The organism is Saccharibacillus sp. JS10, from assembly GCF_024436065.1.
GTDB lineage: Bacteria > Bacillota > Bacilli > Paenibacillales > Paenibacillaceae > Saccharibacillus.
This window is the reverse complement of record NZ_JANFNS010000002.1, coordinates 617,415-639,706: the sequence shown is the minus strand read 5'-3', so window position 1 is coordinate 639,706 and position 22,292 is coordinate 617,415. Positions and strand designations below refer to the sequence as shown.

14 protein-coding genes and 2 tRNA genes are annotated in these 22,292 nt (G+C 46.4%); 3 read left to right on the top strand and 13 right to left on the bottom strand.

The window, feature by feature from the left end; translation table 11 throughout:
- Positions 1-43 precede the first annotated feature (43 nt).
- Positions 44-2,026, top strand: a complete 1,983-nt coding sequence (locus NOM90_RS08290; RefSeq protein ID WP_255941264.1) for a sucrose-specific PTS transporter subunit IIBC — start codon at positions 44-46, stop codon at positions 2,024-2,026.
- A gap of 139 nt (positions 2,027-2,165) precedes the next feature.
- On the opposite strand, the gene NOM90_RS08285 is transcribed toward NOM90_RS08290, so the two are convergent.
- From NOM90_RS08285 to NOM90_RS08275, 3 genes are all read right to left on the bottom strand, one after another.
- Positions 2,166-2,236, bottom strand: a tRNA-Gly gene (locus NOM90_RS08285).
- A 22-nt stretch (positions 2,237-2,258) separates the two neighbouring features.
- A tRNA-Pro gene (locus NOM90_RS08280) sits at positions 2,259-2,335 on the bottom strand.
- Positions 2,336-2,475: 140 nt separating this feature from the next.
- The gene (locus NOM90_RS08275; RefSeq protein WP_255941262.1) at positions 2,476-4,572 is read right to left on the bottom strand and encodes a putative bifunctional diguanylate cyclase/phosphodiesterase; all 2,097 of its coding nucleotides are present in this window, start codon (positions 4,570-4,572) and stop codon (positions 2,476-2,478) included.
- A gap of 509 nt (positions 4,573-5,081) precedes the next feature.
- On the opposite strand from NOM90_RS08275, the gene NOM90_RS08270 reads away from it, so the two are divergent.
- Positions 5,082-9,809, top strand: coding sequence for an InlB B-repeat-containing protein (locus NOM90_RS08270; protein WP_255941260.1), 4,728 nt, complete (start codon positions 5,082-5,084; stop codon positions 9,807-9,809).
- Between the two features lie 84 nt (positions 9,810-9,893).
- Here NOM90_RS08270 and NOM90_RS08265 read toward each other — a convergent pair whose 3' ends face one another.
- The 8 genes from NOM90_RS08265 to leuB all read right to left on the bottom strand — a co-directional run bounded on the left by NOM90_RS08265 (position 9,894) and on the right by leuB (position 18,332).
- On the bottom strand, positions 9,894-11,123 hold the full coding sequence (locus tag NOM90_RS08265) for a DUF4129 domain-containing protein (protein ID WP_255941259.1): 1,230 nt from the start codon (positions 11,121-11,123) through the stop codon (positions 9,894-9,896).
- Positions 11,120-12,253, bottom strand: coding sequence for a DUF58 domain-containing protein (locus NOM90_RS08260; RefSeq protein WP_255941258.1), 1,134 nt, complete (start codon positions 12,251-12,253; stop codon positions 11,120-11,122). Before NOM90_RS08260 ends, NOM90_RS08265 begins: the two co-directional genes overlap by 4 nt.
- A gap of 133 nt (positions 12,254-12,386) precedes the next feature.
- Complete coding sequence (locus NOM90_RS08255; RefSeq protein WP_255941257.1) at positions 12,387-13,664, bottom strand: hypothetical protein; 1,278 nt, start codon at positions 13,662-13,664, stop codon at positions 12,387-12,389.
- The gene (locus NOM90_RS08250) at positions 13,661-14,806 is read right to left on the bottom strand and encodes a DUF58 domain-containing protein (RefSeq protein WP_255941256.1); all 1,146 of its coding nucleotides are present in this window, start codon (positions 14,804-14,806) and stop codon (positions 13,661-13,663) included. The genes NOM90_RS08255 and NOM90_RS08250 overlap by 4 nt, the downstream gene beginning before the upstream one ends.
- Positions 14,807-15,775, bottom strand: coding sequence for an AAA family ATPase (locus NOM90_RS08245; RefSeq protein ID WP_255941254.1), 969 nt, complete (start codon positions 15,773-15,775; stop codon positions 14,807-14,809).
- 189 nt (positions 15,776-15,964) lie between these two features.
- On the bottom strand, positions 15,965-16,372 hold the full coding sequence (locus NOM90_RS08240) for a hypothetical protein (RefSeq protein WP_255941252.1): 408 nt from the start codon (positions 16,370-16,372) through the stop codon (positions 15,965-15,967).
- A 209-nt stretch (positions 16,373-16,581) separates the two neighbouring features.
- The gene (locus NOM90_RS08235; RefSeq protein ID WP_037283248.1) at positions 16,582-17,121 is read right to left on the bottom strand and encodes a peroxiredoxin; all 540 of its coding nucleotides are present in this window, start codon (positions 17,119-17,121) and stop codon (positions 16,582-16,584) included.
- A 131-nt stretch (positions 17,122-17,252) separates the two neighbouring features.
- On the bottom strand, positions 17,253-18,332 hold the full coding sequence (leuB, locus tag NOM90_RS08230; RefSeq protein WP_255941251.1) for a 3-isopropylmalate dehydrogenase: 1,080 nt from the start codon (positions 18,330-18,332) through the stop codon (positions 17,253-17,255).
- Between the two features lie 246 nt (positions 18,333-18,578).
- Between leuB and NOM90_RS08225 the strand changes: the two genes are divergently transcribed.
- Positions 18,579-19,559, top strand: a complete 981-nt coding sequence (locus NOM90_RS08225; RefSeq protein ID WP_255941250.1) for an aldo/keto reductase — start codon at positions 18,579-18,581, stop codon at positions 19,557-19,559.
- Between the two features lie 67 nt (positions 19,560-19,626).
- Here the strand turns inward: NOM90_RS08225 and NOM90_RS08220 are convergent, their stop codons facing one another.
- Together NOM90_RS08220 and ilvC are read right to left on the bottom strand one after the other, a co-directional pair.
- On the bottom strand, positions 19,627-21,183 hold the full coding sequence (locus NOM90_RS08220; RefSeq protein WP_255941249.1) for a 2-isopropylmalate synthase: 1,557 nt from the start codon (positions 21,181-21,183) through the stop codon (positions 19,627-19,629).
- Positions 21,184-21,284: 101 nt separating this feature from the next.
- On the bottom strand, positions 21,285-22,277 hold the full coding sequence (gene ilvC, locus NOM90_RS08215; protein WP_255941248.1) for a ketol-acid reductoisomerase: 993 nt from the start codon (positions 22,275-22,277) through the stop codon (positions 21,285-21,287).
- Between the last annotated feature and the right edge of the window lie 15 nt (positions 22,278-22,292).

The window sequence follows — 22,292 nt, the reverse complement described above, 5'->3', positions numbered from 1 at the left end:
TCATTAAAAATGAAAATGCTACATAGCGAAAGGAATGAATATCATGTCTGAAAATCGGGATATCGCTTTATCCGTAGTCGAAGCCGTAGGCGGCAAAGAAAATATCGCTTCATTTGCACACTGCGCAACTCGTTTACGCATCATGGTCAAAGATAAAGAAAAGATCGACCAAGAACGGATCGAAAATACAGATAAAGTCAAAGGTGCTTTTTTCAACTCCGGTCAATACCAGATTATTTTCGGCACAGGTACCGTTAATCGGATCTTTGAAGAAGTCGAAAAGTTGGGTATCGAAAGTACATCCAAAGAAGAAATCAAAAGCGAAGGCAAAAAACAAGGTAATGCGTTCCAGCGCGCAATCCGCACCTTCGGTGATGTGTTTGTTCCGATTATTCCGGTTCTTGTCGCGACCGGATTATTTATGGGTCTACGCGGACTGCTTACGCAAGAATTAGTCTTGTCTTGGTTCGGTGCAACGCCAGACAGTATTCCGCCTAACTTCTTATTGTTCACCGAAGTGTTGACGGATACGGCGTTCGCCTTTTTACCTGCGCTGGTCGCTTGGTCGGCATTCCGCGTATTTGGCGGCAGTCCCGTACTCGGTATCGTCCTCGGCTTGATGCTGGTCAATCCGGCTTTGCCGAATGCTTATGCCGTTGCCGACGGCAGTGCGGAAGCTTTGACGATGTTCGGCTTTATTCCGGTCGTCGGGTATCAAGGATCGGTTCTTCCGGCATTTTTCGTCGGTCTGATCGGAGCCAAATTCGAAAGAGTGTTGCGTAAACGGGTTCCTGAAGCACTCGATTTGATTTTGACTCCATTTATTACGTTGCTCGTCATGATCACCCTCGGTCTGTTCGCGATCGGACCTGTGTTCCATTCGCTTGAAAACGTGGTGCTGCACGGAACGACGTTTTTGTTGAACTTGCCTTTCGGTACGGCGGGTCTACTGATTGGATTTTTCCATCAAATCGTTGTCGTCACAGGCGTTCATCATATTTTCAACTTTTTGGAAATTCAATTACTCGAACAAACAGGCTCTAATCCGTTCAATGCGATTATCACTTGCGCGATGGCAGCTCAAGGCGCCGCTTGCTTAGCCGTAGGGTTGAAAACAAAAAATGCTAAACTCAAAGCTTTGGCATTGCCTTCTTCCCTATCTGCATTCCTCGGGATTACCGAACCTGCTATTTTCGGCGTAAATCTGCGTTATATGAAACCTTTTGTTATGGGTCTGATCGGCGGAGCAATCGGTGGATTTTTCGCATCCTTATTCCATCTGGCGGGTACCGGTATGGCGGTTACGGTGATTCCGGGTTCACTGCTTTATCTGAATAATCAATTGCCGCTGTATATTTTGTGCAACCTGATCGGCGCAGCGATCGCGTTCGCACTGACTTGGTTATTCGGGTACAAAGATGAACAGATTCTGGCGACAGATCACAACGAAGTTGCAGCATCTACTCCTTCATCGGCGCCTGCATCTGCTGAAACTATGAGTCAGGTTCCTGCGTCAAACCAAGTTGCAGCAGATGAAGCTTCAACTTCTACTGTACTTGCGGTTCAAGCTCCCCTAAGCGGACGCGTACTGCCGCTATCCGAAGTTCCTGACCCTGCTTTTTCCGAAGGGCATATGGGACGCGGTATTGCGATTGAGCCGACCGAAGGACGCGTGATTGCGCCTTTCGATTGCACCGTCGCTCATGTGATGGACAAAAGCAAACATGCGATCATTCTTGAACATGATAACGGCGCTCAACTGTTGATCCATGTCGGGATCAACACCGTTTCGCTCAAAGGTCAAGGCTTTACGACGCATGTGCAAAGCGGTGATCGTGTCAAAGCGGGGCAATTGTTGATGGAATTTGACTTAGCCGCGATTCAATCCGCAGGGCTTTCTACGATCACTCCGGTTCTGGTGCCAGATGGAATCGACGTTGTGCAAGATGTAGAGCTAAGTGAGATGGGTCAAGTAACCGCTGGTGAACAACGGGTATTGTCTGTACAGGTCTCTACTCGTTCATAGTTGCTATTCATACATTTGGACGTTTCTGATCGCAAAAGCCGCTAGCTTCGAGAAATTCACGAAGTTAGCGGCTTTTGATTGCAACAATGTAGCTCCAAGCAATAAAAAAGAAGCCCGGTGATGGGCTTCTTTTTTGTGAAGCGGGTGATGGGAATCGAACCCACGCTACCAGCTTGGAAGGCTGGAGTTCTACCATTGAACTACACCCGCATATTATGTAAGTAAAAAGGAATGGTCGGGACGACACGATTTGAACATGCGACCCCCTGCTCCCAAAGCAGGTGCTCTACCAAGCTGAGCTACGTCCCGATAAAATATGGTACTTTTTACTTGCACGTCCTCTTGGGGACAAGAAATAATATACCATTCTCACACAGAGATTGCAAGCATTTTTTTATCAAAAAAAAACAAGCTACCTTTTTGGCAACTTGTTTGGACGTATTAATCAATCAACCCAACTTTTGCTGAAGCAAAAACATTCGTTCGAATTTAGCTGCTGGAACTGGGCGACTGAATAAAAATCCTTGCGCTTCATGACAACGTTGGCTGCGTAAAAATTCGAGTTGTTCTTCGTTTTCTACGCCTTCTGCGGTTACTTTGAGTTTGAGGTGATGCGCCATCGAGGTGATCGTCGATACGATCGCAGCATCCCGTTCTCCGCTCATCACTTCGCTAACAAAAGAACGATCAATCTTCAAACGGTCAATCGGCATATTTTTCAAATAATGCAGTGAGCTATAGCCGGTTCCAAAATCATCGATACTGATATGTAGCCCAAGCTGCTTGAACCGTTGCAATTGCTCGAAAGCTGCATCTTTATCTACAGTCATACTTTCAGTGATTTCAAGCTCGACATATTTGGAATCTAATCCGATCTGCTCTAACATTTGTTCAATCTGCTCAGCTAAGCCAACTTGACGAAATTGACGAATCGATAGATTGACTGACATACATAGAGGTTCGTATCCTTTATTTTGCCATTCTTTATTTTGCCTGCATGCTTCGTACAGAACCCATTCTCCTAAAGGCACGATCAGACCGCTTTCTTCTGCCAACGGGATAAACTCATTGGGTGATATCGCTCCGCGTCTTGGGTGATTCCAGCGTACCAGCGCTTCCATTCCTAGAATACGTCCGTTTTCTACCGACATTTTAGGCTGATATTCCAAATAAAATTCGCCTCGTTCTAACCCTTTACGCAGATCGCTTTCCAAAATCAATTTTTCCCGTGCAATCAATGTCATCCCTTTAGCGAAACGTTTCACCTCGGAACCTTGTTCCTTTGCTAAATGAACAGCAGCGTCCGCACTTTGCAATAAATTATCTGCCGCGCTTCCGTCTTCTGGATATACGGCGATGCCTGCTGACAACGCAACATAATGCTCCATTCCGCCTACATTCACTGGACGTTCGAATTCTTCCAATAATGTATGCGCCCTTCGCATCGCTTCGTCTCCGCCGATCTCAGGCAGTACGACAGCAAATTCGTCTCCGCCTGTACGGAACACTTCTTCCGGTTCTTCAACATGGTTTTTGAGCAGCTCCGATACAATTCCCAGCAGACGGTCACCGGCTTCGTAACCAAGCGAGTCGTTGATTGTTTTGAATCGATTGATATTTAGAACCAGCAATGCCGTTTTGCCGGAATCGTCTTTATCAAAATGTGAATTTAGCTTTGAATGAAGACTGCGACGGTTAGGTAAGCCGGTCAGTTCATCGTTGAACGCTAGAAACTCGATTCGGTCTTCTGCTTCTCTGCGTTCGCGTAGCGGCTCAGCAATCGAAAGTCGAAGCCCTTGACTCACCAAAATCGCGTAAGCCAGTGCATGCAAAGCCGAAGCAATCAGAAAAGGAATTCCCGAAGAATGACCGGATTGCAGAAGCAAAATTTGACCGATCACCACAAAGCCCAAAGACTGAACCGAAACCCAATGTGCTTTAAATCCTTTTTTACGATAATGACCAAATAAAATTCCAGCCACGATCATCGCCGCACCAAAGGCTGCAATCAATAAACTAAGATCAAACATACGCGCGCTACCTGGCGAAAGAAGCTGACGTGTCCAAAATAAAATGCCAGCGAGCGAAGCTGTACAGATCGGAAGACCTACATACAGTAATCGGCTGGGCAAATCGCCTTTTCGCTCCGGTAATACAAATAAAATGAGCAAGCCACACGCGTAAATCAGCGCCGCCAATGAAAGCAACCATTCTCCGCCTGCGCGACCGGGCACCGGATCATTCATAAAATGAAAAAAATTATTAGCTAAATAAAGAAGTTCTACCGCTCCTACTGCTCCCATTAACTTCACCATACGCTTGCTGTAGCTGCCGATTCGGCGATCAAACAAAGGCGTAGCATGGAAGTAAACGGTCAAACATGCCGTAACCGAAAAGCACGCGGTCATTAGCGATAAAGCGGACGCCCATCTTCGGTCTGAACCTAATGTATAAAAATAAGATTCGACCACTTCACATACAAAAACGAGAAAAAAGACGGAAATGGTGTAAAAAGTCAGTTGGCGTGTCGCCGAAGTTGTGTTCATTGATTCACTTCCGTCCTGCTGGGATGTCATAAAATCGATCTGTCTCACCTTCAATTTGAATTCTACGCGATATTGCGATCTCCTGCTATACTTCGTCAAAATTAGACATTTTTCTTTTTATGTGCGGAAAGAAAACAGGTTCCTGATCGGAACCTGTTTATAAATACGCCTATAGGTGGTTTTTCATCAGGCGGATTGATGATCAAAAGTACCCGTTTTTTGGGCTTTCTTATCATACTTAAGCAAGCGTGTAAAGTAAAGCAAAATTCATAAATTTTAACGTTCTAAAGTCCTATATGGCAATGACTGACTTTTGATTGAAAAATATTTAAAAATAAAGATGGTTTACGAAGGTCATTCCTATATCTTTTCAATAAAAGATCAAGTAAACTAGACGCACTAAATTAGATGATGCGCGGTCAAAAAGCACGCGATTAGAAAGGGTCGATACATATTTTAGATTTAATTTCATTAAAATGAAATACAAAAAATGAAGGAGGTGTCTAGCATTGTCCGGAAAACATTTTAACGCTTTTTTGAAAGTGATGTTGGCTTTTGTATTGGTATTTGGAGCTGTGTCGGTAGGACCGAAATTTACGAAGTCGGCTCATGCGATGGGGGCTGAACCTTATATTGGAGAAATCAAACTTTTTCCTTATAGTTTTGCATCACGAGGATGGACGTTTGCTGCGGGTCAAACCATGGATATCAATAGAAATCAGGCACTCTATTCGTTATTCGGAACTATGTACGGCGGCAATGGAAGAGATAGTTTTGCATTGCCTGATCTGACTTCGTTGCCGGTTCCTGACGGCATGGCTTACTACGTCGCTACATCCGGTATTTACCCGACTAGACCTGATGGCGATAATCAAAGCGCTCCTAATCTAGAAGCATTTGCTGGCGAAGTTCGATTGTTCGCTTACTCGTTTGTCCCAAATGGTTGGCGTAAACTAGACGGAAGCACACTTAACCAATCCGATTATCCGAAACTTTCTGCAGCGATCGATCCCTCAGGTAGCCCCGCTTTTACTTTGCCTAAGATTTCTCTTACTCAGCCGAATGTATATTTTGCTATAGCCACAAATCCAGCAGGGACACAGAGCGGTAATCAAATCACGATAAACTACGATAGTATGCTACTGGGAGAAACTATTTCTTTCCTAAAGCCTATGAACACTACTTTATTGCCTACGGACGGACGTCAAATGTCAGGATCGGAGAATCAAGCTTTATATTCGCTACTAGTTGGTAGGTTTGGAAGTACCGGTAATTATCTGAATTACTTCTTACCTAATCTAATGAGTAACCCTTATTCCTTTTCTTATTACATGGCTCCATCAGGAGTTTATCCGTCAAGAGACAATAGTGGAAATAATTCTTCCACATCTGTATCAAAAGATGGATTATCTACAATCAGTGACGGAAGATCGATGACGATCTACAAATCTGAATTCAATTGGGATAGAGCTACGAATCCAGGAATTTCTTTGCGTACAGCAACCACACATGGAAGTATCGTAGATTTAGGAAACAGTTTCCTCTATACCGCAGATGCCAAATTTTCTGGAACAGATCGCTTTACGGTTCGAAGCTATAATTCTTCGGGCTTTGCAACAGGCTATTCCACAATTAATATTAACGTCGTCTCCCCTGTTCCCGTGATCAACAATGTTAGCAACGGCGGGATTTACAATCATCCCGTTACTCCTACAGTCACTAATAATGGTTCTGCAACTTTAAACGGTGTTCCTTTTACAAGTGGAACTGCAATTACTCAAGATGGCAAGTACACACTAATTGCTATTAATGCTTACGGTACAGCACAAGTTCAATTCGAGATTGATCTTACCCCTCCGATTTTAAGTGGGCTTACCGACAATTCACTTCAAACGACTGCACCTACGATTACGTTTAACGAAGGAACGGCTCTGCTAAACGGAGTCCCTTTTACAAGCGGAACAACGATTTCTCAAGAAGGCAATTATGAAATAGTCGTGACGGACAAAGCAGGCAACACTGCGAGCCGTACATTTATGTACTACAAACCTAGACAACTTGAATTTAACAGTTTGGGCGGTACATCCATTCCGGCTCAAGCTGTCACGTATGATTCTTTTGGTACCAAACCTACCGATCCAACTCGCACCGGTTATGCCTTTGTGAATTGGTATGTTGATGAATCATTTACGAACATTTTTGATATTGCAGCGACACGTATTAAAGAAAATACAACGTTGTATGCAAAATGGAGTCCGAACGAATATGTGCTTAATCTTCATTACAATAATAACGACGGTGTGAAAAACGCTCCAATCTTCTATGGAGCAAAAATCACACGGCCGGCAGATCCAGCGAAGCTGGGTCATACTTTTGCTGGCTGGTACACAGACTTAGCCCTTTCACAACCTTTCGATTTTGAAAACACGTTGGTGACCCAAAATACGAATCTCTATGCAAAATGGGCAGTAAATACGTACACGGTGAGTTTCGATAGTCAAGGCGGCACAGCGGTAGGAAATCTCAACGCCGATTATGAGACAAAAATCGCTCCACCGATTGCACCGACTCGTACGGGTTACACGTTTACGGGTTGGTATACCGATGCTTCCAATCAGAATCTTTTTAACTTTTCGAATACGTCGATTGCGGAAAATACTCAATTATACGCAGGTTGGGAATTGAATACGTATCACGTTCAATTCGATAGTCAAGGCGGATCAGCCGTAAGCGATCTTCCTGTAAAACATGGACTGAGCATTGATGAGCCTACGTCTCCGACTCGCATCGGTTATATCTTCACAGGTTGGTATACCGATACGGATCATACTCAATTATTCGACTTTGCTACTTCTATCGTTGGCGATACGCAACTGTACGCGGGTTGGAAAGCCAATGTGCACAACATCAGCTTCGACAGCAATGGCGGAAGTGCCGTTGCCGATCTTGCCGTAGATTTTGACAGCAAAATTCAAGAACCTGCTGCGCCTACTCGGGTCGGACATGATTTCACGGGTTGGTATAGCGACGAAGACCTTAAGCAATCTTTTGATTTTACAACTCAAACGGTAAGCGGAGATGCTACTTTATATGCAGGTTGGTCGTTGCAAAAGTACACGGTCAATTTCGACGTTTACGAAGGAGCGGATGTACCAGATCAGCTTATTTCGTACGGCGATCTGATTCAAGCTCCGGCAAATCCAGAGCAACCCGGATATACGTTTATTAACTGGTATGAAGATGCCGATTATACACAAATTTTCGATTTCCAAAAAATCATTGAAAATTCGACGACGATCTATGCAGGTTGGAAAATCAACGGATATACCGCTGTTTTCGATAGCAACGGCGGTAGCGAAGTGAATTCGCAACCACTGAACTTCGGAAGCTTACTGACCGAGCCGCAAGCGCCGGTTCGCGATGGGCATACCTTCATCGGTTGGTTCACGGATCCGAATTTTGAACACCCTGTAGATTGGACAACGCTAAAAATCAAAGGGGATATGACGTTATATGCCAACTGGGAACGTCATCAACATACCGTGACTTTTGACACCTATGGCGGTTCAGCTATAGACGATCAGACGATTTTGTACGGAGATACACTGACAGCGCCGACTTCTCCAACTTCGGACACGGAAGGGTATGTGTTTGCTGGATGGTTCTCCGACCCGAATCGCGAATTGCCGTTTGATTTTAGCCAAGCGATTACTGAAGACCTTACAGTGTATGCAAAATGGGCGATTCAAGTCCACTCGGTTATGTTTGACTCAAATGGCGGCACTTCCGTCGATCCACAACAAGCAGCTTATGGAGACCGTCTATCCCGTCCGGCAAATCCAGAACGTAGCGGATACACGTTCGGCGGTTGGTACAAAGATGCTCAGCTTGAACAGATTTTCGATTTTAATCATGATAGAGTGACTTCTGATCTGACCTTATACGCAGCTTGGAATGTAGCCCTCTATACGGCGACGTTCGAAAGTAACGGCGGATCGAAAGTCGAACCACAGATTGTCGAAAACGCAACCTTATGGTCGCGTCCAAATGATCCGGTTCGAATGGGTTATGTGTTTACTGGATGGTATATGGATCAGAATCTTTCGCAAGCTTTTGACTTTGCAACGACAACAGCAAATTCAGATGTGAAGCTATACGCAGGTTGGTCTCTGGTACCTCCTCCAAGCGGCGGAAATGGAGGCACAGGAAACAACGGCGGCAGCTCTATTCCAACGAATCCAGATTCAGGCGCTGCTCCTGCTTCGCCTATCCCGACACCGCCGAATAACACAAATCCTAACCAAGCAACGGTCACGATCCCGGTCGGTCAAGCTGGAAATCTTCGAATCGGCAACGGTATGTTGCTCGAAGTTCCTGCCGGAGCTGCGGATCGACCGCTGGAGATCAAAGGAAGTTTGTTCAGCAGTCCGTTGAACGGAATAAACAGCAATGCAAAATTGATTAGCCCTGTGTATGAATTCACCAAAAATATCACAGAAAACTTTAAAGTCCCTGTTCAATTGACATTGAATTTTGATCGGGCTTTGATTCCTAACAATCAATCTTTTGCAGTCTTTTATCAAACGCAAGACAATACGCCGTGGATTGAAATCGAAGACGGCATCATAAACGGAAATACGATTAAAGTCGGTGTGAATCACTTTACGCGCTTTGCGGTTATGACGATTCCACCAAAAGCGATCGAATTTAGCGATATGGTCAATCATTGGGCAGCGGCAAGCGTTCGTGAAGCTTCTTCACTCGGCATTATCGAAGGTTATGCGGATCAGACTTTCCGTCCTAGCCAAGCGGTTACCAAAGCTGAATTTACCGTGATGCTGATGCGTACCCTGCAACCACAAGTCGCAGACAACTTGTCTTCCCCTCACTCTTTTGCAGATGCTTCCAGTATCGGAGCTTGGGCAAAAAAAGAAGTGAATCAAGCGGTCGCATTAGGTTGGGTCACAGGTGATACGAACAATCGTTTTGCTCCGAATCAGCCAATCAGTCGTGCCGAAATGGCAGTGATGATTGATCGGTCGATGAAGCTAAATGCACCGACTACAAAAGCAGCGTTTGCTGATGATTCGGATATTCCGAACTGGGCAAAAGAAGCCGCAAACCGTCTGCATGAAGCCGGGCTCGTACAAGGACAAAGTGCTAACCGCTTTGCTCCAGCTGCGCCAACGACTAGAGCGGAAGCGGCACAACTGTTGATACGGATTCGTCAAAACTGATTCTTTTCCAACTTGCTACGCCTTCTCATAACGATAAAAAGCAGCGACTCTGTTCAATAGAGTCGCTGCTTTTTCTATTCAAGCTCACTTGTTCGTATATCGGTCTTTGTTGTAAGCTTCCGTTAACGTATTGACTTGCGAAGTTTCCAAATCCCGATACGTCGGTTGATCTGCAATCTCTCGTCCGGTTTCGCTCGGCGTTTTCCACGGACGGAACTTGTATCCGCGGCGAACGGCTTCCTGCACCATTTTAAAATATTCCAACCGTGCGCCTTCCGGCGGTTTCGTGATCGGTACAGTCTTAGTCTTTACCGCCTTTTTACGCGGTTCTAACTTTTCTGTTGTATCCGCATACCCGATCAATTTTGATTTCTGAATAGGACGCGCTGATATACGCAGTCTTTCCAGCAAACGTCTTAACCATTCCGGGAACCATTGCGATAAGATGCGGTACAACGCTCGAAGTAAAAAGAAAATAACAACTGCGACCGCAACCCCGATAATGCAAAGTGCAATCCAGATGATGACTTGCACCCATACTGAATCTTGGTTATTCGTCATATCTTCATAAGGCATCATATCTGGAGGAGCAATAGAATTTAGATCCGGCTTTGCCGAACCCCTGCGTTCTCCGCCGCCGACCGAACCGCCCCATAATAACCGCCATAGCTTCACAATCCCATCCAAAATCACGGAAAGTTGCGTTGCACCGCCGATCAAAACCATAAGTAGGATAAATCCACTTACCCAAAAACGGTTGATTTTTTTCAATGTAGTCACAGGAGCTTCTTCATCTCCATAAATCCCACTCGCTTCGCGGACTTTGCGATCATTCCAACTCATAAATAGAAAAATTAAAATGACGATACAAGCGATATAAATCGAAAAGCTATAGGGTAACAAAAATTCGGACTGTAGCGACCGGATATAAATAACAGCCCCTACAAGCAACCAACTGTAGAACATCCAGGTCTGTTTTCGCTGAGTGATTGATGCACGCCCGGCTTGTTGAACTCCTCTCACACCAGCGAAAGCCAATACCGCAAAAAGAAAAACGCTTCGGAACCCAAGCCCTCCTACAATGAACATTCCTACAGTAAACAACATAGGAAAAACCATAGCAACTCCATAAGCAGGATCAGTCTGTAAACGATAACCTCCAATCATTCCGCAAAACAGACTAGCTCCAATCATTCCCGCCAGTAGATAAGGAGACATATCGAATATATACATCGCTAACAACACACAAGCGGCATAGATCAATGCCGTATCGCGGATCGAAGTCGGCAATGCTTTTTTGATTATACGGTTCATCCTTGAGCCTCCTTGCGAAGCGATACCTGTTCATCTGCTGCATATTTTTCGCGAGAACTTTGATTACGGTCTTTTGGATCAAGAAGATTGATTTTATGACCGCGATTTTCTAATTGTTTGTAAGCTTGACCAAAACTAGAGATTTCAGCTTCGGTTATAATTAAGTAATCGCGAGTTAGTCCTTTGTATGTCGTTTCTTCGATCAGACAATCGGTTAATGTTCGCTTCTGCTGAAGACGGATACCGGACAAGGCTTCCATCAGAATTTGAAGCTGCGTTGATCCGCTCCCCGGAGGAATCCGATTTTCTTTTAACGTATGAGCCGTATGTACGAGTCCCACAGCAACGCCGCTTGCGATCAATTCAGTTATACAAGTCGCTGCAAGCGAAATCGCATATTCCGCTTCTTGTTCGCCTCCGCCCCCTTGCGCACCCAAGTTGACTTTGCCCATATCCAAAACAATCATCACATAAGGGTCGGCTGAATAGCCTTGCTTGAAGACTTGAAGCCCTCCGGTACGCGCACTCGCTTTCCAGTGAATCCGGTTCGTCGGGTCGCCAGAATGATATTCGCGAGAACCTTCAATCAAAAAAGGATCTTCGAGAATCCAACGCCGCACCGATAAGTCCCCTTGCCAATTGTGCCAAGATAAGGGAAGCTGCGAAGTGTTCAGCAATTTAGGATATACAATGAGCGGCGTTTTTATATTTTCCGAACGCGATTGTTCCACAAAACCAAAAAGATCACCCGAAGTCATAAATACCGTCGATAGCTGAAAAATACCACGCCCTTCACAAGTCAAAAAGTGACGGCGCGTGACTCGGCGACGAGGCAATAACGAAAATCCGCTTGTATGTGTCTGATAAACGTTACCTAAGTATGTATGGTGCGAAGTAACACCACGGAACCTAAAAGAAGCCGGAAATTCGGACTCCAGACGTAGCCACGGCACGAATAGTCGTTTATCATTTTCAAGGACTTCAATCAGCTCCAAATTCTCTCCCACATAACAACGATCCCGGCTTAACGTTCGACTGTATCGAACACCTCGAAGCGCAAAACGTCCAATCAGCTGAGCTTGTATAAGAAGTAGTAAAACAGCTGTTACAATCATCCAGATTAAAGCCAAAATTCCCCTTCTTTCTTCGAACTTAGTAGTTCCCGTTTATTTCCTTATTCTCTCATTGTAATAGAAAAGAACAGATAGATGCAAAAAGAAAAGCAACTTCGGTATCGAAGTTGCTTTTCTTTTTGCATCCTTTTTATTCAGACTGCTGCTCTTTTCCGTAACGTACTTGATTGTATCGTTCAACTAACTGATCCAACTCGGTTTGCGACAATTCGGTATAAGTTCCAGAAGATAATTCTTTACCGTTTTCCAATGGAGTCCGGCTTGTTCGTAACGAATACCCGTTTCGGGAAGCTTCAATCAATACACTTCGATAACGAAGTTTAGGATCGTTGCCTGTATAACGTTCTTCACGTTTGCGACGGCGGAATCTTTGCATAAATCCACCTTGTCTCTCTACCGCAATTTTTTCTGCTTGGTCGGTATACGTTTCTTCACGATGGATGGCGCGAACGCTGTTCATTATTCCAAAACGTTTTGCGATAGAAGAAATCAGATTGCGGATGCCTACAGGCAATCCATGTATCAATTTACGAATCAATATCCAAAGAATCCATACCACCACGACGACGCAGATCGCAGCAGCAAGCCCTAGCAAGATTTGACCCGCGAACGCCATTATTTTTTGCCATACCGTTTCTTCGCCTGTCTGCTCTGTTAATCCGTCTAACGCGGAATAATCAACGGGAGCCATTGTCGGTGATTCCGGTTCACCGGGAGTGGCTGCATTGAATATAGACAACCACCAATCGCGAATCGAACGTAGTAGCCCTGTCGGCCCGCCGATGATTCCAGCTAAAACGATGAACAAACTCATCGCCCAAGTCAATCGACGATTCATTGTCAAAACGCTATACAACGCCGATGTTTCTTCACGCGCCGCATTTCGCACTCGATCTCCATTTGCTAGCAAGAGTAAGAGTACAAGCAGCGCGATAGAAGCGACATAAAGCGGCGAACGGTAGATGACCAGATTAGCCAAGCTCACTGCATTCCCGACTGCGATATACAAGATTAATAACGTCGATAAGCCGACCAGCGGAATACGCAATAAAATATGATCCCATAATTGCTGCCGTCCGACCTGTAATCCCCGAAGCGCGATCAACAGCAAAAGAACAGCTCCGATACTTTTTCCCCATATGCCTTCTGCAACAATCAAAGAAATCACAACCGCAGTGCCAAAAGGAACGATCGTAAGCCATGCAGCACCTGATTTTTGAGCTTGTTTCAGCCCAATGATACTGGAAGCGGCATGGATAACGAATACGGACAGCAACAACAAAAGATCAGATATTTGGAATACAAAATATGCGAGTAAAATGACGAGCGCATAAACAGATAACGCTTCCAATAAAGAATAAGCAATCGGGCGACCGAATTCTTTGAATCTCTGAGCTTGATGGCTCATTGAATCGCCTCCTCTGCTTGCTGAGATCGACGATCAAAACGAGAGTGAGACGATGAACGATCCGAGCCATTCACTGTAAACCCTGTAACGCCAACACGGTGACCGCGCTTTTCCAAAGAAGCGATAGCCTGCTCCAATGGCTCGGATCGATGCGAAGTAATCAATAAATAATCGATCGGTTCGCGAAATTCGCGTTGTTCTTCATGTTGCAATAGTTGATGAAAAGGCAACCTGGACTTCAATTCAAATGCAGCCATTGCTTCCATCATCCGATTCAAATGCACGGGACCATAATCCATATCAATCCGCTCAGCGGCTTCTAATTGGGAATCTCCATTATGTGCAAATCCAGCCGACATGCCTTGACCGATCAATGACGCAACGCAGGTAGCCGCAAGCGACAACTGTTGTTCAATCAACTCTGTGCGTGTAACCACACTCCACATCGTTTCTGAATCTTCGACGTTGAGTAACACCATTACGCGCGGATCAGCCGAATAACCGCTTTTATGCACTTGAAGTTGCCCGGTACGGGCGCTTGCTTTCCAATGAATCCGGTTCATCGGATCGTGCCCAGCATATTCTCGAACTCCAGTAATCAAAAAAGGATCTTCCACAATCCAGCGCCGCACCGCAAGTTCGCCTTGCCACGTTTTCCATGAAATCGGCAAGTCGCCGTCTCCTAATAAACGAGGATAGATCACAAGGCGCGTATCCAGATTAATTTTTTTTGAAGGCGTATACAATCCGAATAGATCGCCTCCCGTCATCGTGACCGAATCTATCGGATAAATCCCTCGTCGCTGGCATAAAATATGATGAGTGCGCGTTAATTTGGTGCTTGGTGACAGCGTAAATAAACTCGTATGATTTTGATAAATATGCCCTTCGCTCATATTCATATCGTCGCTACGTGCAAACAGCAGCGTCGACGGAAGCATTGCTTCCAACCTCACCCACGGAACCGGCAGCCATTTGCGATTGGAAAGCGTCTCGACCATCTCGATCTTCTCGCCGGCGCGGCATGTGTATTTGCTAAAATGACGACGGTAATCAAGACGTGCAAGAGCGGGTCTGCCTAGCACCCAGCCTTGCACAATGACGAGAAGCCCAACAAGGATTATAAATCCGAGCAGCGCCATCTATCTCACTTCGCTTTCCAACCCCGCCTCGCTCGGTACGGGAATCCGATCTGTCAATTCCGCCAAAATACGTTCTGCCGGATTGTCTTGCAGATCGTAACGATTGTTCAATACAAGGCGATGCGCGCATACCGGAACCAGCAATCTTTTGATATCGTCCGGCAATACGTAATTACGTCCTTGAAGTGCCGCATACGCTTGGCAAGCCCGCAGCAACGACTGGGTTCCCCGTGGGCTGATTCCTAACGCAAGCTCAGGATGTGTTCGCGAAGCTTCTGCCAAAGCCACAATATAATCGAGCAGATCATCCGCAACCGTCACCTGACGGCATTGTTCTTGAGCTGCAATCACTTCTTCGGCTGTTGCTGTTGTCGCGGCAGAATTCGCCGATAAGCCTTCGGTTTGCACGGTACGGCGCAAAATTTCTCTACCCTCTGTAGCAGAAGGATATCCCAGCTTCATCCGAATCATAAAACGGTCCATCTGCGCTTCCGGCAGTGGGAATGTGCCTTGGTTATCGACTGGATTTTGCGTGGCAAGTACCATAAACGGCTGTTCCAACTTCATCGTCTGACCGTCTACGCTGATTTGCCGTTCTTCCATACATTCCAGCAGACTGGATTGAGTACGCGGCGTCGCCCGGTTGATCTCGTCGGCAAGGACAATTTTGGCGAACAACGGGCCTGGACGGAAATGGAACTCGCTATCTTTTTGATTATAAAAATGAATCCCGGTCAAGTCCGAAGGTAGCAGATCGGGCGTGAATTGGATGCGTTGAAAACTTAAGGTAAGTGAAGCTGCCAGACTTTTCGCAAGCATGGTCTTCCCTGTTCCCGGTACATCTTCAAGCAGAACATGACCCGAAGCAAGTAGTGCGGTCAGTAGTAGATCGACTTCTTCTTCTTTACCCACAATAACCGTTCCGATATTACGCTTGAGTCTGGTCGCTAGATCTTGTACATTTGTCATGACTATTCCTCCGTCTGCCACATTACTTGGGCGTCAATATTAAAATATGTATTAAAATCTATATTAACAAACCTGATAACCTTTTCCAAACTTCTATTCATTTCGAATTTCTCCTTGTAAATAACACAAAACCGGAAGCTTCAAAAATCGCTTCCGGTTTATCTATACTTTAGTTCAATAAAGTTGTGTTTATTTCTGATGCTGCAATTGCTCTAGCTTTTGGCTCATTACAGCTAAACGTCGCTTCAAGTCCAGCTGCCAGCGCTTATCGCCGATCTGCTTCGCAACGCCGAGTAAGTCAAGCGATAGATCGATCTGGTTACGAACGGACTCTGTTTTGTTGTCGCTATCCAAACTCACGCAGTTCGCAAAAATCTCTTCGTCGTCTTCCAAAATATAATCTTGGAAATCGATCTCCGATTCGCCGTCTCCGTGTGCATATTCAGCTAAAATCTCGTATTCGCTTTCGACTTTATAATGAACTTCAATCCGTTGGCATACCGGACAATGCAGTAAAGGAACGTTGTGTACTTGGGTTCGGTAATGGGTCAGCGTTCCTTTTGTTCCAATCATACTGGCTCCGCAGCAGAAACTCATGGTCGTTCCCCTCCTTGTTGTCTCACATCTGTCTACTCATACTTAACCACTTTTGGAACATTTAACGTGCTTGGCATCCATCTTAGCATGGAACTTTTATAGATACCAGAGGGAAAAGGTGCAAAAAAGCCCCCTTTCCGATATAAACCGGAAAGAAGGCTTTACTATAAAATGTTCAAGCAGCGACGTCGCTGCTTCGCGAACGTTTCTTACAAAGTTTTGTCGCCCGGTTTCCAGTTCATTGGGCAAAGGCCACCGGATTGCAGAGCTTGAAGCACGCGAAGTGTTTCTTCTACGCTGCGACCTACGTCGTTATGGTTCACGACTTGGTATTTCAGTTCGCCTTCTGGATCGATGATGAACAGACCGCGAAGCGCAACGCCTTCTTCTTCGATCAGAACGCCATAATCGCTAGCGACTTTTTTCGTGATATCCGAAGCCAGTGGGAAGTTGATCTTACCCAGACCGCCGATTTCGGTTGGAGCTGCGATCCATGCTTTGTGGCTGTGCACGGAGTCAATACTTACGCCAAGAACTTCAGTATCCAAAGTTTGGAAATCGCCGTAAGCGTCGCTGATTGCCGTAATTTCTGTTGGGCAAACAAACGTGAAGTCAAGCGGATAAAAGAAGAATACGAGCCATTTGCCACGGTAATCTTCGAGAGATACTTTACCAAAATCTTGTCCGTCTCCGGATACAGTTTCCATTGTAAATGCCGGAGCTGGTTTACCTACCAAACGTTCTGCCATGTTCGTTAAATCCTCCTCAAAATGACACCCGGTGATGGGTGTTTTCTGAATATTCTGAAACCTATAACACCATGTTATCACCGGGATTTTTCGAAGTCAAGATTATAACGCTTATTTATTTATAATAATTATCATTTGCGAATTGCATTGAGAATTTGTTGTCCCATTTCAGTGGTAGACAGCGGATCTGCTTTACCCGCAGCAATATCGCTTGTGCGATATCCAGCGTCCAGCACCTCTGCAACCGCACGTTCGATCGCATCTGCCGCTTCCGCATATCCGAACGTTAGACGCAGCATCAATGCTGTCGACAAGATTGTCGCAATCGGATTCGCCAACCCTTGACCCGCAATATCAGGAGCGGAACCGTGTACCGGCTCGTACAAGCCGTAGCTTCCTTCGCCCATCGAAGCGGAAGCGAGCATTCCGATCGAACCTGTCAGCATCGCCGCTTCATCGCTCAAAATATCGCCAAACATATTTTCGGTCACGATGACGTCAAAGCTCGACGGACGACGCAGCAATTGCATCGCACAGTTATCGACCAGTACGTGTTCCAATTCCACTTCCGGGTAATCGGCAGCGATCCGGTTTACCGTTTCTCTCCAAAGTCTCGACGTCTCCAGTACGTTCGCTTTATCGACCGAAGCCAGCTTTTTGCGGCGCTTCATCGCGATATCAAACGCTTGGCGAGCAATCCGCTCAACTTCCGTTACATTATAAGCGCAAGTATCCACAGCTTCTTCGCCATGTTCGGTCTCGCGACGGAATTTTTCACCGAAGTAGATTCCGCCAGTCAACTCGCGTACGACCATCAAGTCTGTACCTTCCAGCACTTCCGGCTTCAGCGTCGAAGCGTCTTTCAGACAATCGAAGACCACAGCTGGACGCAAGTTCGAGAACAAACCGAGTTCTTTACGAATACCGAGCAGCCCTGTTTCCGGACGCAGTTCTTTTGGATTATTATCCCATTGCGGCCCACCGACTGCACCGAGCAATACCGCGTCAGCGCGTTTGCACACTTCTAACGTTTCTACGGGTAGCGGCGTTCCTTTTTGATCAATTGCGATTCCGCCAAACAACGCGTGTTCCATTTCAAAAGAGTGACCGAATACTTCTCCGACTTTTTGCAACACCTTTTCCGCTTCTGCTACGACTTCCGGTCCGATGCCGTCTCCTGCGATTACTGCGATTTTTTTCGTATCCGTCATCTGTCGCACTCCCTGTTCGTTATGGAATTCCGGTTGGTTGAATCTTAGCGCTTGATAATACCGTCCCGGTTAACACTTCTATTTAAAAACAGTAACATATGAAGTCAGAAATTGACCAAGATATAGAAACTATCAGCTTGATAGGAATCACCTATAAGAACAATCGGATGTCAGTCCTTACATAAAATTGGGTAATGGTACAAGAACCATCTTTTCAAACTAAGACCGAGGAGCTGAATCATTACCATGGAATATTCGTATTTAGGAAAATCCGGGCTAAAAGTCAGTCAGATTTGTTTGGGAACGATGAATTTTGGCGGACAGACAGACGAACAAGAATCGTTCAAAATCATGGATGCCGCGCTTGATGCAGGAGTTAACTTCTTCGATACTGCAAACGTTTACGGAGGAAAAGACAATGCCGGACGTACCGAAGAAATTATCGGACGTTGGTTCCAGCAAGGCGGCGGTCGCCGTGAAAAAGTCGTACTTGCCACCAAAGTCTACGGCGGAATGAGTGATCCAACCGACGGTCCGAATGGCGATCGCGGCTTATCGGCGTATAAAATTCGCCGTCACTTAGAAGGCTCGCTCAAACGATTGCAGACCGATCATGTTGAACTGTATCAAATGCACCATATCGATCGCAATGTAAGCTGGAACGAGTTATGGGGAGCGTTCGAAGTCGCGATGCAGCAAGGCAAAATCGGCTATGTCGGCTCCAGTAACTTTGCCGGTTGGGATATTGCAGTTGCGCAAAAAGAAGCGGAAAAACGCGGCTTCCTCGGCTTGATCTCGGAGCAGCATAAATATAGCTTACTCACGCGCCAACCGGAACTTGAAGTGCTTCCTGCTTCTCAAGCGTTGGGGCTTGGCGTTATTCCGTGGAGCCCGCTCGACGGCGGTCTACTCGGTCGGAATGCTTTGAAAAAAATCGAAGGTTCCCGCAGCGGCGGTAATGCCGAACGCGTAGAGAAGCATAAAGAGCAACTGGAACAATTCGCGGCATTCAGCGAAGAACTGGGTCATCCGCAAGATACGATCGCGCTGGCTTGGGTACTGGCGAATCCTGCCGTAACGGCTCCAATCATCGGACCGCGTACATTGGAACAATTCGAGGACGCGCTGCGTATCCTGGATGTGAAATTCGGCGAAGCCGAAATGAAGCGTCTGGACGAAATTTTCCCGGGACCGGGCGGTTCCGCACCAAACGCTTACGCGTGGTAAAAGACTAAATCAAAAGCGAGACTGTGATCCGAACTCGGATTTGCAGTCTCGCTTTTTTGTATTGAACTTAAGATTCCCAGACTTTCTCTGCGCCTTTGCGTCCACTCGGAACACGGCGATTTTCCGCCAAACGATTCAAGGCGTCGATATAAGCACGCGCGCTGGCTTCCAACACATCGGTGCTGACTCCGCGACCGCGAACTTCGGTATCGCCCTGGCGCATGGTGACATGAACTTCGCCGAGCGCGTCTTTCCCAAGTGTAACCGCTTGGATCGAATAATCGACCAACGTTACTTCTTCCCCTACGGCTTGATCAATCGCGTTGTAGATTGAATCGACCGTACCGTTACCTCCGGATTCGGCAGCCCGACTTCCTTCTTCGCCTTGCACCGAAACTTGAACTTTCGCGGTCGGCGCTTCTTCGGTAGCAAACGAGAAGCTGAGCGATTCTAGACGATATTGCTCAGGTGCATCCGGCAGACGTTCTTCAAGCAATGCCAGCAGATCGTCGTCGGTAATTTCTTTCTTTTTGTCCGCAAGGTCTTTGAACTTCGCGAAAGCTTCGTTCAACGCTTCTTCTTCCAGCGTATATCCAAGCTCCAGCAATTGCTCGCGGAACGCGTGGCGACCAGAGTGTTTGCCAAGAACGAGTTTGCTTTCTTTGAAGCCGACCGTCTCTGGCGACATGATCTCATACGTCGTTTTTTCCTTCAACATGCCGTCTTGGTGAATCCCCGATTCATGGGCAAAAGCATTCGCGCCTACAATCGCTTTGTTACCCGGTACATTCATACCCGTCAACTTGCTTACCAAGCGGCTTGTACGTGCGATTTCACTCAGGACTAGACTTGTTTTCGCTCCGAAATAATCGCTGCGTGTCTCCAGCGCCATCGCGATTTCTTCGATCGCTGTGTTACCGGCACGTTCACCGATTCCGTTGATTGTGCCTTCGATCTGATCGGCTCCGTTCAAAATAGCTGCCAGCGTATTCGCTGTCGCCATTCCAAGGTCGTCATGGCAATGCGCGCTCAATTGCACTTTTTCGATACCCGGTACGGTTTCTTTCAGATGACGGAAAATACCCCCGTATTCTTCAGGATTCAAATATCCGACGGTATCTGGAATATTGATCACGTAAGCGCCTTCTCGAATCGCCATCGCAACCATCTCGGCGCGGAAATCGGCTTCGGTACGTCCAGCGTCTTCAAGCGAAAACTCAATTTTCGAAAAATATTTTTTCGCATACCGGATCGCAGACTGCGCAGCTTCCAATACTTGATGTTTTTCCATCTTGAGTTTGTATTGACGGTGAATCGGCGATGTTGCCAAAAAGACGTGCAGACAAGGATCAACCGCACCTTTCAATGCTTCACGTACTGCGTCAATATCCCCTTGACGCGAGCGGGACAAACCGACGACACTCGCATTTTTCACAGCGCGAGCGACAGCATTAACTGCTGCCAGATCGCCGGGCGAAGCAGCCGGGAAACCGGCTTCCATTCGATCTACACCCAATTTTTCCAATTGGTGCGCAATCTCGACTTTTTCTCGTGTATTCAAGTTCACGCCAGGCGATTGTTCGCCGTCACGCAGCGTCGTATCGAAGATATGAATTTTCCGCACGGTATTGCCTCCTTTTTGTAATGGAAATGAATAAGTAAAAGGGCCGTCCCAAGCGCCGCATGTTGCGACGCGGGAAAGGCCCCGTCCCTAAAGTCGGGAACTTATTTTTTGATCCAGTGCATCATATCGCGCAGTTGCGAACCGACAACTTCCAGTTGGTGCTCGGACTCGTTACGACGAGTAGCCGTCAAGAAAGCACGGCCGGATTGGTTCTCCAACATAAAGTCGCGAGCGAATTTACCTTGTTGAATATCCGAAAGAACTTCTTTCATCGCTTTTTTCGTATCTTCTGTTACGATGCGAGGTCCAGTTACGTAATCGCCATATTCAGCTGTGTTACTGATCGAATCGCGCATTGTGCTCAGACCGCCTTCATACATCAGGTCGACGATCAGTTTCAGCTCGTGCAGACATTCGAAGTATGCCATTTCTGGAGCATAGCCTGCTTCTGTCAATGTTTCGAAACCAGCTTTTACCAGCGCGCTTACGCCGCCGCAAAGTACAGCTTGTTCGCCGAACAGATCGGTTTCGGTTTCTTCGCGGAACGAAGTCTCGATAACGCCTGCACGCGTACAACCGATACCTTTTGCATAAGCCAGACCGATTTGTTGCGCTTTGCCTGTCGCATTTTGGTGAATCGCGATCAGACCTGGTACGCCAAATCCTTCTTCATAGGTTCTACGAACCATGTGACCTGGCGATTTAGGAGCAACCAGAAGAACGTCATTGCCTTCTTTAGCTACGATTTGACCGAAGTGAACGTTGAAACCGTGAGCAAACAGCAGTGTCGCGTCGCTTTTCAGGTTCGGTTCGATTTCGTTTTTATACACGGAGGCTTGCGTTTCGTCCGGCATGAGGATCTGAACGAGATCGGCACGTTTTGTTGCTTCAGCAACAGACAGCACTTCGAAGCCGTCTTCTTTTGCTTTGTTTGCCGATTTGCCTTCGCGGAGACCGATGATCACTTGCAGACCGCTGTCACGCAAGTTTTGCGCGTGTGCGTGTCCTTGGCTTCCGTAGCCGATGATCGCGATCGTTTTTCCTTGAAGTACGCTCAGGTCTGCATCATTTTCGTAATAAGTAGTAATTGCCATTCTTATTTCCTCCTT

Excerpts from the sequence above, each read along its gene's own strand:
- NOM90_RS08290 (WP_255941264.1), top strand. The coding sequence starts at position 44 with ATGTCTGAAAATCGGGATATCGCTTTATCCGTAGTCGAAGCCGTAGGC.
- NOM90_RS08275 (WP_255941262.1), bottom strand. The coding sequence starts at position 4,572 with ATGAACACAACTTCGGCGACACGCCAACTGACTTTTTACACCATTTCC.
- NOM90_RS08265 (WP_255941259.1), bottom strand. The coding sequence starts at position 11,123 with ATGAACCGTATAATCAAAAAAGCATTGCCGACTTCGATCCGCGATACG.
- NOM90_RS08255 (WP_255941257.1), bottom strand. The coding sequence starts at position 13,664 with ATGAGCCATCAAGCTCAGAGATTCAAAGAATTCGGTCGCCCGATTGCT.
- NOM90_RS08250 (WP_255941256.1), bottom strand. The coding sequence starts at position 14,806 with ATGGCGCTGCTCGGATTTATAATCCTTGTTGGGCTTCTCGTCATTGTG.
- NOM90_RS08245 (WP_255941254.1), bottom strand. The coding sequence starts at position 15,775 with ATGACAAATGTACAAGATCTAGCGACCAGACTCAAGCGTAATATCGGA.
- NOM90_RS08240 (WP_255941252.1), bottom strand. The coding sequence starts at position 16,372 with ATGAGTTTCTGCTGCGGAGCCAGTATGATTGGAACAAAAGGAACGCTG.
- NOM90_RS08235 (WP_037283248.1), bottom strand. The coding sequence starts at position 17,121 with ATGGCAGAACGTTTGGTAGGTAAACCAGCTCCGGCATTTACAATGGAA.
- leuB (WP_255941251.1), bottom strand. The coding sequence starts at position 18,332 with ATGACGGATACGAAAAAAATCGCAGTAATCGCAGGAGACGGCATCGGA.
- NOM90_RS08225 (WP_255941250.1), top strand. The coding sequence starts at position 18,579 with ATGGAATATTCGTATTTAGGAAAATCCGGGCTAAAAGTCAGTCAGATT.
- ilvC (WP_255941248.1), bottom strand. The coding sequence starts at position 22,277 with ATGGCAATTACTACTTATTACGAAAATGATGCAGACCTGAGCGTACTT.